The following is a 14,377-nucleotide window of genomic DNA, read 5'->3' on the forward strand; positions in this document are numbered from 1 at the left end:
TAAGCTCAACCTAACTGCCTGAAAATAAAGTGATTCTGGCTGTTGCTGAACAGTTGCGGGGCCATCAAAGTGCCTGCTGTCGGGGCCTTGGCCTCAACCGGGCTCCGGTGTCGGCAGGCGCAATTCCACACACAATCCTCGTGGTGTTCGATTGCTGAACGCCAGGCTGCCCCCCAGTCGACGGGTAATCACTTCGACGATCGACAGGCCCAGCCCGGCACCCTGCGGGTTGCCGGCGCTATAGAACCGATCGCACAACCTGCCCAGCAGCTCGTTGCTCACGCCTGGCCCTTCATCGAGGATCCGCAGCCGCGTGCACGAGCCCGCGCGTTCGAGCACGATCTGCACTTCGCTCGCGGCTGGCGCGAAGTTCAGCGCGTTGCCCACCAGGTTCTGCAGCAGGATCGAGAGCGCAGTGGGGTCGGCGAGCAGGCGTATGTCGTCTTCGCAGTCCAGGACCAGTTCGACCTGGCGTTCCCAGGCCAGCGGTGTCAGCTCGGCCAGTTCCTCGCGTACCACTGCGGCCAGGTTCAGTGCCTGTCGGGGCTGCTGCTGCGGTTGCAGGCGCGCCATGGTCAGCAACTGGCTGACGATCCGTGTCGCCCGACTGACGCCTTGGCGCAGAAAGGCCAGCGCCTCCTCGCGTTCTTCGCGGGTGCTCGCGGCCTGGGCGTTCTGCGCGTGAATATCCAGCACTGCCAGTGGGGTGCGCAGTTCGTGGGCGGCGTCGGCGATGAAGCGCCGCTCGCGTTCCAGCAGCGTACGCAATTGTTCCAGCAGATGGTCCAGGGTGGCGCGCATGGGTAGCAGTTCCGGCGGCAATGGCCCGGCCTGCAACGGCTCGAGGCTGTCCACCGCCCGCCTGCGTAGATGGCGGTGCAGCCGTTGCAGTGGGCTGAGCCCCCAGCCCAGCAGCGCCCAGATCACCACGACCAGTACCGGCAGGCCCAGCAGTGTCGGCCAGAGGGTGTGCTGGACGATCCGCTGGATCAGGTCCTGGCGCAGGTCATCGCGCTCGCCGACCCAGATCTGCAGGCCCTGCTGTTCGTCCTTGAGCAGGAAACCGCACCATTGCCTGTTGCCCTCGTTGAAGTCATGGGCCCCGGCGGGTGGCGGTGCGGCCAGGGCGGGCGCATCCAGCGAGCGCGACAGCAACTGGCCCTCGCCATCCCAGATCTGGAAGGTCAGCAGGGTTTCGTAGGGATGTATGTGGCCTTCGTTGCCCACCTGCGACATCGCCCGGCCGAATGCCGCCTGCAAGCGGCCCCAGTCGGTGGTCTGCAGCGGCTGCTGTTCGAGGAGCCCCTGCAGCAGGCGTGCGGATTGCACTAGTTGAGCGTCGTAGATTTCCTCGATCTCCCGGTGGCTGTCACGCAGAGCCAGCCAGGCCAGAGTCAGACTGCCGACGATCACCAGCAGCAGGGTGGGCGCGAGGATGCGGGTGCGGATGGAGATCAAGGCTGCGCTTCCAGCAGATAACCGACGCCGCGTACCGTGCGGATCAGTGCGCTGTCGAGTTTCTTGCGCAGGTTGTGGATCAGCACTTCCAGGGTGTTGCCCGGCCCGCTGTCCTGCCAGCCATAAAGTGCAGCGCTGAGGCGTTCGCGGGTGACGACGGCGCCAGGACGGATCAGCAATTGGTGCAGGAGTTGATACTCCATTGGCGTCACGAGGATCGGGTTGGCCTGGTAATGCACCTGCTGCGTCGCCGGGTTCAGGCTGATGCCCGCATGTTCCAGCAACGGCTGGGCGCGCCCCTGGCTGCGACGCAGCAGGGCGCGGATACGGGCCTTTAGTTCGTCCAGATCGAAGGGCTTGACCAGGTAATCGTCAGCGCCGGCGTCCAGCCCCAGGACCCGATCGACCTTGGCGTCGCGGGCGGTCAGCACCAGCACCGGAACGTCGCCGTGGGGCAGGGCACGGGTTTCGCGCAACAGGGTCAAGCCATCCAGGTGCGGCAAGCCGAGGTCCAGCAGGACCAGGTCGAAACGCTCGCAACGCAAGGCATGGGCGGCCTGGCGCCCATCGGCCAGCCAGTCCAGTGTGTAGCCCTCACCGCGCAGGGCCACCTGGATCCCACGCGCCAACGCCTCATCGTCTTCTACCAGTAATACCCGCAAAGCCTGACCCTCGCGCCCATCAAAGGCGCCATCATCGCTGTCGCGAAGCATTTGGATACGGATGATGTGTAACAACCCGTTGCTCGCTAAGACTGCATTAAGCTTCGCCACCGATCGTGGGCCACGCTTGATTCACTTGCGGATATGCCCATGCCGATCACCTTGTTGTCTGCCCGTCCCTCCGGGCGCCCACGCGCCTGGCTCAACCTGTTGGGGCTGACGTCCCTCAGTTGTCTGTTATTGCTGCTCGACGATTTTCTGCAACAACGCTTCACCACGAACAACCGGGCCGAGCTGGAACTGGCCTATGTCGTGACCCTGTGGCTGTTCAGCGCTGCGCTCTGGTTGTGCAACCTGCGTTATGTCGTGCTGGTGATCCTGCTGCTGTTTGCCGGGATGCAACTGCTGCAGTTGGGCAACATCAGCTTTTTCGGCGAGCCCTTGAGTGCTATCGACCTGAAAGCCATGAGCGGCGACCTGGGTGAGGTGCGGGCCGGTGCCTGGTATGGTCTGGCAACGCATTGGCCGGTGCTGCTGTGCGTCGCGTTGCCCTATGGTGCGCTGATTTACCTGCACCTGAAGTTGCCGGGACGGGTCGATCTGCCTGCAAGCCGCTGGGCTCTGCTGCTGATTGCCGTGGTGCTGTTGTCCAAGCCTTATCGGGCCACCTACCGCAACCTTGATGCCTTTGTCCCGAGCGCCAGTCGTAGCGCGTTGCACAACAGTCTCAACACGTTTTCGGCGTGGTCGGTACGCCTGGCCTTCCGGGCCGAGACGGTGTTGCCGGCGGCGCCGTTCAAACCCTATCAACTGACCACGATCCCCAGCACTGCCAAGCATGTCTGGCTGGTGGTGGCCGACTCCTTGCGCAGTGACCGTCTCGGTGTGTTCGGTTATGAACGCGATACCACGCCGCAGCTCGGCCAATACCTGGAGCAGCATCCGAGCGCTCTGGTCCGTCCGGGCATTGCCGCCGGCGTTGCCACCGATGTCAGCCTGCCGTATCTGCTCAACCCGATCCGCGAACCGGGCCAGGACCGCCTGTTGCGCACGGGTGAAAACAGCCTGTTCCGTCTGGCCCAGGCGGCGGGATTTCGTACCTATTGGCTGTCGTCCCAGGAGTCCAAGTTGCTGGCGAACCTGGGCAGTCGCTATATGGATGTGTCGATTACCCGAGAGGACCATCCGTTGCGTTTCCTTCAGCGCCAGGACCGCGCGCTGCTGGAGGTGCTCGACCAGCAGCGCTGGGGCCCGCGCAACTTCGTGGTGCTGAACCTGCGCACCGCGCACCTGCCGTATGCGAACAACTATCGGCATGAGCGCCAGGCGATGCCCTGGCCGGACAGTGGCAGCGGTGGACAGGCCAACGCCTATGACAACTCCATCCATTACCTGGATTCGCTATTGGCGCAGGTCGTCGAGGATTTTGAAAAACTCGAGGGCGAGCGCTACCTGATCATCACCGGCGACCATGGCCAGCGCTTGGGCGAGGACGGCCAGTGGGGGCATAACGACCTGGTACCGCAGGTCAGCGATGTGCCGATGATCGTCGTGACCCGCGAGGCGCCGCGGGCGGCGCTGGATGAGCTGGCCGCCGAGCGCTGGGTCAGCCACTACGAGGCGGGGCGCTGGCTGGCTGCGCGCCTGGGCACGCGCATCGACAATCCCAACCAGCGAGGCAACGAGTACTTCGTCCACGGCAAGCTGCTGTTCGGCGACAACTTCATCCAACGGGTCTGCGAGTCGCCCACGGGCCTGGTTCACCAGCCACCGCAGCAGCTCAGCCAGCTGTTGCCGAGCCTGCCGCAAGCGCCCTGTGGCTGAGGCTCTTTATCGCCCGGAAACGACCTGAGAGCGCCCTGTTTGCAGGCATTTTTACAAAAAGACTTGGTTTATGGATATAACACTAATTAGAATCAGTCTCATTTGAAACTCTCGCTCAGGTTCTCTCCCATGATTGAAGCCGCGACGCCAACCGAGCAAACCCTCTACACGCTGTACCGCGATCACAGCAGCTGGCTGGAAAGCTGGCTGCGGCGGCGCATGGGCAACGCCTGGGATGCTGCCGACCTGAGCCAGGACACCTTCCTGCGGGTGCTGTCCAGCGCGCAGCCGCTGGTTGACCTGCGTGAGCCACGGGCGTTCCTGCTGACGGTCGGCAAGCGCCTGCTGAGCAACTTCTACACTCGCCGCAGTCTGGAGCAGGCCTATCTGGATGCCTTGGCGCAACTGCCCGAGGCCTGCGTGCCGTCGCCGGAGCAGCGCTGGGTGTTACTGGAAACCCTGCAGGCGCTGGACGAGCTGCTCGATGGCATGCCGGCCGTGGTGCGCCGCGCCTTTCTCTGGAGCCAGCTCGAAGGGCTGGGCTATCGCGAGATTGCCGAGCGCCTGCAGGTCTCGGAACGCACGGTCAAACGCTACATGGCCCAGGCCTATGAGCACTGCCTGCTGGTGGAGCTTTGATGCATCCCGGCGTCAAGCCCGAGGCCCGTGCCGTGGCCCGCGCTGCAGGACAATGGCTGGCATTGATGGAGTCGGGCGCGGCCAACGACGACGATCGTCGCAAGTTGCAGCACTGGCGTGAAAGCAGCAGCGCCCATGAATCCGCCTGGCAGAAGGCGCAACAGTTGCGCCAGCGTTTTTCCGGCCTGCCCACGGCGTTGGCCATGGCCACCCTGGATCGTCCCGATCCGGGCCGGCGCGCTGTCCTCAAGCGCGCCCTCGGCGTGGCCGCGCTGGTGCCGGCGGCCTGGCTGATCGGTCGGCAGTTGCCCCTGGATGTCTGGCGGGCCGACCTGCAGACCGCCACCGGCGAGCGCCGGCGCATCCCCTTGGCGGACGGCAGCACCCTACAACTCAACACCGCCAGCGCCGTGAATGTCGACATGAAGGCCCGGCTGCTGACCCTGGTGCGCGGCGAAATGGCCCTCAAGGTTCCGGGCAGCGGCGCCCTGACCATCCAGGCGCCGTACGGGCGTATCGTCGTCAGCCGCAGCGAAGTCTGCGTACGTCTCAATGCCGAGGACTGCCGGGTGTCGGTCGTCAGCGGTTCGGTGCAGTTACAGCCGTTGCACGGTCCGCTCCTGTCGCTGGGCGAGGGCCAGGAGGTCAGCCTGCGCGCCTCCGGCGCGGGCTCGGTCGGTCGATTCGACGGGCAATTGCCGGGCTGGCGCGACGGCGTGCTCATGGCGCAGAACCAGCCGTTGGGCGACTTCCTGCGCGAACTGGGTCGCTATCGCAGCGGCCTGCTGCGCTGGGATCCGGCGCTGGAAAGGCTGCGCTTGACCGGCAGCTTCCGGCTCGACAACACCGACCGCATCCTTGAGCTGCTGACTGCCAGTCTGCCCTTGGATGTGCACATGCGCACGCGTTATTGGGTCACCCTGGCGCCTCGCAAAAAAGCCGCGGAAAAAAATAGTGCCTGAAGGCTGTCCCTTTTTTTCACCTCGCCGGTCATTCCAGGTAAGTGAACAAAATACGAGAGCTTTCTCCCATGTCTGCAGTACCCCGTTTGCGTCCCTTGTTGCGTTTCGGCCTTGTGCTGAGTCTCAGTTCCACGCCATTGCTGGCTCTGCCCGCCTGGGCGGAGAGCGGTGCGCGCCGCAGCTACGAGGTCCCGGCCGGCAGCCTCGGCGCGGCCCTGACCCGTTTCGCCGGACTGGCGGGGGTCAACCTGTCGGTCGATCCGGCGCTGGTCAGCGGGCACGACAGCAATGGCCTGTCGGGCGAGTACGACGTGGAGGAGGGCTTCGCCCGGTTGCTGCAGGGCTCCGGCCTGCAACTGGTGCCGGTGGGCAACCAGGCCTACACCCTGGTGCCGGCACCGCAGGGCAGCGGCACCGTGCAGTTGCCGACCACCTCGATTCTCGGTGCCGAGGGTGGCGTGGGCAGCGAGGATTATGCCGGCGGCCAGGTGGCCCGTCGCGGTTCGCAGGGGCTGCTGGGCTCGCGAGACTTCATGGAAACGCCGTTCAGCATGACCACCTACACCCACGAGGCGGTCAAGAACCAGCAGGCGCGCACCCTCGGCGACCTGATCGCCAGCGACCCCTCGGTACGTGCCACCAACCCGGCGGGCGGTCGCTACGAGCAGTTCACCATTCGCGGTTTCAGCCTGTTCAACAGTGACGTGTCCTATAACGGCCTGTATGGCGTGCTGCCGACCTACACCATCGACATGGAAATGGCCGAACGGGTGGATATCCTCAAGGGCCCGTCCCAGTTGATCAACGGTATCTCGCCGCGCGGCAGCGTCGGCGGTGGTATCAACGTGGTGCCCAAGCGTGCCACCGACAAGCCGATCACCGAGTTTACCGGCAGCTATGCCTCCGACAGCCAGACCGGCGGGGCCGTCGACATCGGCCGGCGGTTCGGCGACGAGAACCAGTACGGTATCCGTTTCAATGGGGTGAAACAGTCCGGTGACACGACCTGGGATCACCAGGATGTCGATCGCCAGATGGCGGTGCTCGGCCTGGACTTCCGTGGCGAGCGCCTGCGCCTGTCGACGGACATCGGCCATACCGAGCGAGACACCGACGCGCCACAGGAGCGGGTGCAGATCGGCGCCAACGCCAAGGTGCCCAACCCCAACGACGTGCACAATAACTATGCGCAGGCCTGGAGCTGGGCGCACACCAAGGACACCTTCGGCACGTTGAATGGCGAATACGACCTCAGCGATTCGGTGATGCTCTACGGTGGCGTCGGCCTGCGCCAGAGCAACCACGACTTTCTCCGCCATGCCGTCTCGGTCACCAACAATGCGGGCGATTTCAGCGTTTTACCACGGGATTTCACCCGTGACGAAAACGTCCGCACCGCCACGGCGGGTGTCCGCAGCTGGTTCCATACCGGCTCGGTAAGCCATGAGCTGAACCTGGCGGCCAGCGATTTCTACATGGATTTCACCAACGGCGGTGCGCGTTATGCCTCGGGTAACAGCAACCTCTATAACCCGGTACAGACGCCGGAGCCCGGTACACCGACGCGGTTCGACGACAAGGTCTACACCGAGAACCGCTTCAGTGGCGTCGCGCTGTCCGATACCCTGGGTTTCTTCGATGACCGTCTGCTGCTGACCCTCGGTGCCCGCTGGCAGCGGGTCAAGGTCGACGACTGGACCAACGGCATCAAGGGCGATACCTCCTACGATGAGGAGAAGGTCTCGCCATCAGGCGGCATCCTGTTCAAGGCCACCGACGAGTTGTCGTTGTACGCCAACTACATGGAAGGCCTGAGCCAGGGCAAGATCGCGCCGTCGACCTCGAAAAACGAGGACGAGATTTTCCCGCCGTTCATCAGCCGCCAGGTTGAGGTAGGTGCCAAATATGACTTCGGTGCCTTCGCCCTGACCGCTGCGGCGTTCCAGATTCGTCAGCCGGCCTATGAGACCAATTCCACCACACAGATCTTTGGCCCGAACGGCAAGCGCCAGAACCGCGGTGTCGAACTGAGCGCGTTCGGCGAGCCATTGAAGGGCTTTCGTCTGCTCGGCGGCGTGATGTACATCGACAGCAAGCTGACCAACACCACCAATGGCACCTATGACGGCAACCGCGCTCCGGCCACACCCGAGTACAACGTCAACCTGGGCGCCGAATGGGATATTCCCGGAGTCGAGGGCCTGACCCTGACCGGTCGTGGCATCTACTCCAGTTCGCAGTACCTGGACCAGGCCAACAGCAAGGAAATCGACAGCTGGGAGCGTTTCGACGTCGGTGCCCGCTACGCCTTCAAGTTCGATGACAAGTCGATCACCCTGCGTGCCAGCGTCGAAAACGTCATGGACAAGCGCTACTGGAGTTCGGCCGGTGCCTCGGATGACAGCGAGCCCGGTCTGACCCTGTCGACGCCCAGGACCTATCTGCTCTCGGCCACCGTCGGTTTCTGATTCATGAAATTCGCGCCAGGGATGGGCGCCTGAAGGTTTCCGTTGCGCCCTCTTCGATTCAGGAGCGGATGATTTGAAAGTGTGCAGGCTGGATATTGCCTTGAACATATAGCGACACACGTTTTTCATATTCAAGGTGCATGGCGTGCTCATCGCATCATTAACAAGTTTCAGGTTTTTTCAACTTGGGATTTTGTGTGCCTGGATGTTTTTAATCGGCGCTGGAAAGTTTCGTGAAATTTTAAATATCCAGGAACTAACAGTTGCACTTTTCAGTCAATGATAATAATTTGCATTCATAACTTAGGGAGGATGAGCAGATGTTGAATGATGGCGTATTGCATTCCAATCCTGTGCGGCAAACCAATGCCGATTATCTGGCTCGTCAAAGCAAGTTCGAATCCAATGTGCGCAGTTACCCGCGCAAATTACCCTTGGCGATTGCCAAGGCCCAGGGGGTCTGGGTCACGGATGTCGAGGGCAATACCTATCTCGACTGCCTGGCGGGGGCTGGCACCCTCGCCCTGGGGCACAACCATGCGGCGATCATGGGCGCCCTGGACAGCTTCCTGTCCTCGGGCCTGCCGATGCACACCCTCGACCTGACCACGCCGGTCAAAGATGCCTTCAGCGAGACCTTGCTGGGCCTGTTGCCCGGGCAGGGACGGGACTATTGCCTGCAGTTCTGCGGGCCGTCCGGGGCGGATGCGGTGGAAGCGGCGCTCAAGCTGGCCAAGACCTTCACCGGGCGCAATACGGTGATCAGCTTCAGCGGCGCCTATCACGGCATGACTCATGGCGCCCTGGCGCTGACCGGCAACACCGGACCGAAGAACGCCATCGCCACGCTGATGCCGGGGGTGCAGTTCCTTCCGTACCCGCATGAATACCGCTGCCCGCTGGGTATCGGCGGCGAGGCCGGGGCCGAGGCGCTGGGCTACTACTTCAGGCAGTTCATCGAAGACGTCGAAAGCGGCGTGTCGCTGCCGGCGGCGGTGATCGTCGAGGCGGTGCAGGGCGAGGGCGGTGTCAACAGTGCGCCGGCGAGCTGGTTGCGGCAGATCCGCGAGGTCACCCGCCAGCATGGCATCCTGCTGATCCTCGACGAGGTGCAGGCCGGCTTTGCCCGCACCGGCCGGATGTTCGCCTTCGAACACGCCGGGATCGAGCCGGACATCATCGTCATGTCCAAGGCGGTCGGCGGTGGCCTGCCGCTGGCGGTGCTGGGGCTCAAGCGCGAGTTCGATGCCTGGTCGCCGGGCAACCATGCCGGGACTTTCCGCGGCAACCAGATGGCCATGGCCACCGGGCTGGCAACCTTGCGCGTGCTGCAGGAGGACAACCTCGTCGCCCAGGCGCAAACGCGTGGCCAGTGGCTCAAGGAGCAGTTGCAACGGGTGCAGGCGCGTCACGCGGCGATCGGCCAGGTCCGCGGGCGTGGCCTGATGCTCGGCATCGAGATCGTCGACGAGCGTCAGTCGGCCGATCGCCTGGGCAGCTTCCCCGGCGACCCACAACTGGCAGTGGCGATCCAGCAACACTGCTTCCGGGAGGGGCTGCTGCTGGAGCGCGGTGGGCGCAACGGCAATGTGATTCGCCTGTTACCGCCATTGATCATCGATGACGAACAGTGCGGGCTGGTGATCCAGCGTTTTGAAAAGGCCCTGGCGGCGGCGCTGTTGCAAGTTCGCGGCTGAAGTTGTTCGAAACACTATTTATTGAATATCGATAAACGCTGAACACTAATCGTGGCGATTTATCCGATATGGCTGGCTATTGCCTTATTTAAGCCATCTAGAGCAATTTCAAGTTTTGCAGAGTTTGTCGGGATGTCTATGTCGAGTGGTCTGCTTATGGAAAGAAATTGGCTGTTTTCTGGCAATGAATGCCACTTGTTGTCATTGCGACATCATGTAACCGGTGAGCCTGCGGCTAATGTGGAGCAACCATGAATAATCCCGATCGTGCTGTTATTTCGAAAATGGTGAGTGAGCTGGCGAGTACTCGTGCCTTGCTCAATTGCCTGATCAAGGAGTTCGCGCTGCCCGAGAACTGCCTGCGCTATGAATGGCCGCAGCAGATGCAGGGCATTGCTCCCGGCTGTTACCTGGAGGGATTGGCCTGGAAGGGCATTCCGCTGACCATCAGCCTGCCCAACCAGCAGCAGTTTTTCGTCCTGGTGGACCGCCGCGACCGCCTGGGCAGCCACCGTTACCTGTCCGACGTTTATGCGCGGCAGGGGCAGGGCGCCTGGCATTGCCTGGCGTTTCCGCAATTCGTCGAGCAACTGCTGGCGGCGTGTGAGCACATGACCAACGCCAGCAACGACGAGTTGCTCGACCAGGTCCTGCAGAGCCAGCACCTGACCGCGGCCATCGTGGCGCACAACCTCGACAGCCAACAGCCCGCGCCCCTGAGCAATTACCTCGCCAGCGAGCAGGGACTGTGGTTCGGCCACCCCAACCATCCGGCGCCCAAGGCGCGCCTGTGGCCGGCCCACCTGGCCCAGGAAACCTATGCGCCGGAGTTCCAGGCACGCACCGCGCTGCATCTGTTCGAGGTGCCGCGGGCGGGCCTGCGGGTCACCGCCAACGGCCTCGACGAGGCGCAGGTGCTGGCCGGTTTCGCCGACCAGCGCGGGGCCCGACCGGGCTACGCGATGCTGTGCATGCATCCGGTGCAGGGGCAACTGTTCATGCAGGATCGCCGGGTCCAGCGGTTGCTGGAGCAGGGCGAAATCTTCGACCACGGCACCACCGGCCCGCTGGCCAGTCCCACGGCGTCGATGCGCACCTGGTACATCGAGGGGCACGACTACTTCATCAAGGGTTCGCTGAATGTGCGCATCACCAACTGCGTGCGCAAGAACGCCTGGTACGAACTGGAAAGCACGCTGATCATCGACCAGTTGTTCCAGCGCCTGCAGCAGAGCGAGCCGCAGACCCTGGGTGGCCTGTCGACCGTGGCCGAGCCCGGTTCGGTGAGCTGGGCTCCGCAGCAGGCTGACGAAGCCGATGCCCACTGGTTCCGCGAGCAGACCGGGGCGATACTGCGGGAGAACTTCTGCCGCCAGGCCGGTGCCGAGCGCAGCGTCATGGCCGGTACGCTGTTCGCCCGCGACATCCATTCGCGTCCGCTGGTGCACGACTTCCTCCAGGGCTTCCATGGTCAGCCGCTGGAAGACCGCCAGTTGCTGGACTGGTTCGAACGCTACCAGGCGCTGCTGTTGCGTCCGGTGATGGCGCTGTTCTTCAATCACGGCGTGGTGATGGAACCTCACCTGCAGAACACCGTGCTGATCCATGATGCCGGCCAGCCACAACAACTGCTGCTGCGCGACTTCGAGGGCGTCAAGCTGACGGAGGAGTTGGGCGCGCGCCATCTTGAGGCCGGCCTGCACCCACGGGTCCGCCAGTCGTTGCTCTATTCCCGTGCCCAGGGCTGGAGCCGTATCAGCTACTGCCTGTTGATCAACAACCTGTCCGAGGCCGTGCTCGCCCTGAGTTGGGAGCGTGCACACCTGGCACCGCTGATGTGGCAGCAGGTCGAGCGGCAGTTGCGCCGCATCCGCGAAGAGCTGGTCGGCCCGGCGCCGGAACTCGACGCGCTGATCGCCGGCCAGCCGATTGCCTGCAAGACCAACCTCAAGGTCCGGCTGGCGGCCAAGGCCGACCGCCAGGCCGGCTACGTCAACCTGCATTCGCCATGGGGCGAGGAGGTGCGCTATGGCTGAGTTGCCCGAGACTGTCCTGGGGGCGATCCGCGAGGCCCAGGCCATGAGCAGCGACCCGTTGGCCGCATTCATTCACGACCTTGACGCCCTGGGCGAGCACGTGCGCGAGGTGATGGCGGCACTGCCGGCCGGCGTCGAGCTGTACTACGCGATCAAGGCCAACAGTGAGGCCCCATTGCTCGAAGCCGTGGCCCCGCTGGTCAGTGGTTTCGAGATTTCCTCGGGGGGCGAGATCGAGCGGGTGATGGCCTGTTCGCTGCGCAAGCCCTATGTGTTCTCCGGCCCCGGCAAGCTCGACTCCGACCTGCGTGCGGCGTTGGAGCACCAGGTGGAAGCGATCCATCTGGAAAGCCTCAACGAGATCGAGCGCCTGCAGCGCCTGGCCAACCAGGCCGGGCGGGTGCAGCCGGTGTTCATCCGGGTCAACCCGCAGTTGCCGGCCACCTTGTCGAGCAAGCTGGCCATGGCCGGTACCGCCACCCCATTCGGGATCGATGAGTCGGACCTGGCCCGCGCGGTGCAGTTGGTCGACAGCGCCAGCCACTTGAGCCTCAAGGGTTTCCATGTGCATGCCATGTCCCATCAGTTGTCGGTGGAGCGCCATGAGCAACTGCTGGATTTCTATCTGCAGCGCTGGGAACAGTGGAAGGCCCTGACGGCCTATCCGGAGCAACTGACTCATTTCAACGTCGGTGGCGGTATTGGCGTCGACTACCTGGGTGGGCAGCAGTTCGACTGGCAACGCCTGTGCCGCTACCTGGAACGCCGACTGGCCCGGCAGCCCGGCGCCCCGGTGCTGCGTTTCGAGCCCGGACGCTTCATCAGCGCCTTCTGCGGCTACTACGTGATCGAGGTGCTGGACAGCAAGAGCAGCCACGGCGTGAACTTCCTGGTCTGCCGCGGTGGTACCCACCAGTTCCGTCTGCCGGCGGCGCAGAGCCACGATCACCCGGTGCTGCACCTGCCACGCAGCGCGCCCTCGGCGGACGCGGAGGAACGCCTGTACAGCGTGGTCGGCCAGCTTTGCACGCCCAAGGATGTGCTCAGTCGCGCCCGGCCCCTCAGGGGTGTCGAGGTGGGCGACCTGCTGGTACTGCCGCTGGCCGGTGCCTATGGCTACAACATCTCCCACGCCGACTTCCTCTGCCATCCCCGGCCGCCGCAGCTCTTCGTGCGTAACGGTGAACTGTTGCGGGGCGCTTGCCAGTGGGCGTGAGGTTCGCGATGTCCCGGCGCTGGGTGGTGTTCAACGTGCTGTTGGGGACGCTGACGGTCAGCCTCAGCAACAGTTCGCTGAACCCGGCGCTGCCGGCGTTCATGAGCGTGTTCGGGATCGGCCCGCTGCTGGCGACCTGGATCGTCGCCGGGTTCATGACCAGCATGGGCATGACCATGCCGCTGACCAGCTTCCTCAGCCAGCGCCTGGGGCGCAAACGCCTGTATCTGGGCGGCGTGGCGCTGTTCGTCGGCGCGTCGCTGCTCGGCGCCGTGGCTGATTCCATCAGCCTGGTGATCACCGCACGGGTGGTGCAGGGTATTGCCAGTGGGCTGATGATCCCGTTGTCGCTGGCGATCATCTTTTCGGTCTACGCCAAGCCCGAGCGTGGCCGGGTCACCGGCCTGTGGAGTGCCGCGGTGATGTTGGCACCGGCACTGGGGCCGTTGTGCGGCAGCCTGTTGCTGGAGTGGTTCAGCTGGCGCTCGCTGTTCCTGATGAACGTGCCGATCGGGCTGCTGGCCCTGGTGCTCGGGGTCGTGGTGTTGCCCGATTCGGAGCCGGCCGAGCGCCAGCCATTCGACCTGGCCGGCTACCTGCTGATCGCGGCCGGTATCGGTCTGCTGATGGTGTCCATCAGTGGCCTGCGCCATGCGACCACGCTGCTCGATCCCCTCGACCTGGGCCTGCTGCTTGCCGGCCTCGGCTGTCTGGCGGCATTCGTCCGGGTGGAGTTGAGTCGCAAGGCGCCCTTGCTCAACCTGCGCATCTTTGCCCTGCGGGGTTACCGCCTGAGTGTGGTGATCGCCGTGGTGCAGTCGGTGGGCATGTTCGAGTGCCTGGTGCTGCTGCCGCTGCTGGTGCAGGTGGTGCTGGGCTACAGCGCGATCTGGACCGGGCTGGCGCTGTTGTGCACGGCGGCGTTTGCCAGCCTGTTCGGGCAGATGGGCGGGCGCATTCTCGACCGCCATGGCCCGCGCACGGTGGTGACCTGCGGCTTGCTGCTGACCGGTCTCTCGACCCTGGCCCTGGGCCTGCTCAAGGCCGATGCTGAGATTGCCGTGGTGTTCGGCCTGATGATGGTGCGGGGGGCCGGACTGGGCCTGTCCTACATGCCGGTGACCACGGCCGGGCTCAATGCACTGCCCGAGCCGATGGTGACCCAGGGCGCAGCGATGAACAACATCTCCCGGCGCCTGGTGGCGTCCCTGGCCATCGTCATCGCCTCGCTCTGGCTGGAGTGGCGCGTGGGCGCGGCCGGGGAGGCGACGAGCCCGGCGGCCATCAGCGAAGTGTTCATTGCCACCGGCATCCTGATCCTGCTGGCGCTGCCCTGCGCCTGGCGCTTTCCGCTGCACGACGAGACGGCCGAGGCTCAGCCCGGCGCAGTCGAGCAGCGATAATTTCTTTCGACT

The 14,377-nt window shown here is 64.1% G+C and carries 10 protein-coding genes; 8 read left to right on the plus strand and 2 right to left on the minus strand.

All coding sequences use genetic code 11. The features are described 5' to 3' along the window. Positions 1-93: 93 nt before the first annotated feature. Both BLU37_RS19495 and BLU37_RS19500 read right to left on the minus strand, forming a co-directional pair. The gene (locus tag BLU37_RS19495; protein WP_090207787.1) at positions 94-1,458 is read right to left on the minus strand and encodes an ATP-binding protein; all 1,365 of its coding nucleotides are present in this window, start codon (positions 1,456-1,458) and stop codon (positions 94-96) included. Then, complete coding sequence (locus tag BLU37_RS19500; protein ID WP_090210968.1) at positions 1,455-2,120, minus strand: response regulator; 666 nt, start codon at positions 2,118-2,120, stop codon at positions 1,455-1,457. Before BLU37_RS19500 ends, BLU37_RS19495 begins: the two co-directional genes overlap by 4 nt. Before the next feature lie 150 nt (positions 2,121-2,270). On the opposite strand from BLU37_RS19500, the gene BLU37_RS19505 reads away from it, so the two are divergent. From BLU37_RS19505 to BLU37_RS19540, 8 genes are all read left to right on the plus strand, one after another. After that, complete coding sequence (locus tag BLU37_RS19505; protein WP_010452154.1) at positions 2,271-3,944, plus strand: phosphoethanolamine transferase; 1,674 nt, start codon at positions 2,271-2,273, stop codon at positions 3,942-3,944. 129 nt (positions 3,945-4,073) lie between these two features. After that, a complete protein-coding gene (locus BLU37_RS19510) occupies positions 4,074-4,583 on the plus strand; it encodes a sigma-70 family RNA polymerase sigma factor (RefSeq protein ID WP_010452157.1) in 510 nt (169 codons plus the stop codon). After that, a complete protein-coding gene (locus BLU37_RS19515) occupies positions 4,583-5,545 on the plus strand; it encodes a FecR domain-containing protein (protein WP_090207790.1) in 963 nt (320 codons plus the stop codon). Before BLU37_RS19510 ends, BLU37_RS19515 begins: the two co-directional genes overlap by 1 nt. Before the next feature lie 68 nt (positions 5,546-5,613). Beyond that, positions 5,614-8,013 (plus strand): TonB-dependent receptor, encoded by a 2,400-nt coding sequence (locus BLU37_RS19520; RefSeq protein ID WP_090207793.1) that lies wholly within the window; start codon positions 5,614-5,616, stop codon positions 8,011-8,013. 320 nt (positions 8,014-8,333) lie between these two features. After that, positions 8,334-9,710 carry a diaminobutyrate--2-oxoglutarate transaminase gene (locus tag BLU37_RS19525; protein ID WP_090207798.1) on the plus strand — a complete coding sequence of 459 codons (1,377 nt, stop codon included), beginning with the start codon at positions 8,334-8,336 and terminating at the stop codon, positions 9,708-9,710. Positions 9,711-9,961: 251 nt separating this feature from the next. After that, positions 9,962-11,746 carry an IucA/IucC family protein gene (locus BLU37_RS19530; protein ID WP_090207802.1) on the plus strand — a complete coding sequence of 595 codons (1,785 nt, stop codon included), beginning with the start codon at positions 9,962-9,964 and terminating at the stop codon, positions 11,744-11,746. Further along, on the plus strand, positions 11,739-12,962 hold the full coding sequence (locus BLU37_RS19535) for a type III PLP-dependent enzyme (protein ID WP_090207805.1): 1,224 nt from the start codon (positions 11,739-11,741) through the stop codon (positions 12,960-12,962). Before BLU37_RS19530 ends, BLU37_RS19535 begins: the two co-directional genes overlap by 8 nt. A gap of 8 nt (positions 12,963-12,970) precedes the next feature. Continuing rightward, positions 12,971-14,365 (plus strand): DHA2 family efflux MFS transporter permease subunit, encoded by a 1,395-nt coding sequence (locus BLU37_RS19540; RefSeq protein ID WP_397458967.1) that lies wholly within the window; start codon positions 12,971-12,973, stop codon positions 14,363-14,365. The last annotated feature ends 12 nt before the right edge of the window (positions 14,366-14,377 follow it).

Source organism: Pseudomonas asplenii, from assembly GCF_900105475.1.
In the GTDB taxonomy this organism is placed as follows: Bacteria; Pseudomonadota; Gammaproteobacteria; order Pseudomonadales; family Pseudomonadaceae; genus Aquipseudomonas; species Aquipseudomonas asplenii.

Coding starts and splice junctions, on each gene's coding strand:
- BLU37_RS19505 (WP_010452154.1), top strand. CDS start 2,271: ATGCCGATCACCTTGTTGTCTGCCCGTCCCTCCGGGCGCCCACGCGCC.
- BLU37_RS19510 (WP_010452157.1), top strand. CDS start 4,074: ATGATTGAAGCCGCGACGCCAACCGAGCAAACCCTCTACACGCTGTAC.
- BLU37_RS19515 (WP_090207790.1), top strand. CDS start 4,583: ATGCATCCCGGCGTCAAGCCCGAGGCCCGTGCCGTGGCCCGCGCTGCA.
- BLU37_RS19520 (WP_090207793.1), top strand. CDS start 5,614: ATGTCTGCAGTACCCCGTTTGCGTCCCTTGTTGCGTTTCGGCCTTGTG.
- BLU37_RS19525 (WP_090207798.1), top strand. CDS start 8,334: ATGTTGAATGATGGCGTATTGCATTCCAATCCTGTGCGGCAAACCAAT.
- BLU37_RS19530 (WP_090207802.1), top strand. CDS start 9,962: ATGAATAATCCCGATCGTGCTGTTATTTCGAAAATGGTGAGTGAGCTG.
- BLU37_RS19535 (WP_090207805.1), top strand. CDS start 11,739: ATGGCTGAGTTGCCCGAGACTGTCCTGGGGGCGATCCGCGAGGCCCAG.
- BLU37_RS19540 (WP_397458967.1), top strand. CDS start 12,971: ATGTCCCGGCGCTGGGTGGTGTTCAACGTGCTGTTGGGGACGCTGACG.